Source organism: Mesorhizobium sp. M2A.F.Ca.ET.039.01.1.1 (assembly GCF_003998035.1).
Taxonomy (GTDB): Bacteria; Pseudomonadota; Alphaproteobacteria; order Rhizobiales; family Rhizobiaceae; genus Mesorhizobium.
In genome coordinates, this window is sequence record NZ_RZRY01001553.1 from 1 (window position 1) to 431 (window position 431).

The following is a 431-nucleotide window of genomic DNA, read 5'->3' on the forward strand; positions in this document are numbered from 1 at the left end:
CACCAGTTTCCAATCGCCCTCACGCACCGCGCCGACCATGGGATCCACATTGTAGACAATCTCCGTGCGGGGCGAAGGTTTGCCCTCGCTGATGGCCGGCCACATATCCATGCCGTCCAGGGGTTTGTCCTTGCCGGGCTTGGCTCCAGCCAGCCCAGCCAGTGTCGGCAACATGTCAACGACGTGCATAAGGCCGTTGAAGGCGCCGGGCTTGATCTTGCCGGGCCAGTTCATGAAGGCAACCGAGCGCGTGCCTCCCTCATAGAGAGTACCCTTGCCGTCGCGATAGGGACCATTATCGGCGGGAAGCTTGCCTTCCACCTTGGAGTCACCGGTGAACATCGAATTGACGACGCCGCCATTGTCGCTCATGAAAACGATGAGGGTATTGTCGCGTATCCCCTTCTTCTCGAGCGCGGCCACGACATTCC

At 60.1% G+C, this 431-nt stretch carries 1 protein-coding gene; it reads right to left on the reverse strand.

The window, feature by feature from the left end:
* Window positions 1-423: sulfatase-like hydrolase/transferase (locus EOA24_RS40885; protein WP_245502017.1), on the reverse strand; the 423-nt coding region annotated here is incomplete at its 3' end.
* Window positions 424-431: the final 8 nt, after the last annotated feature.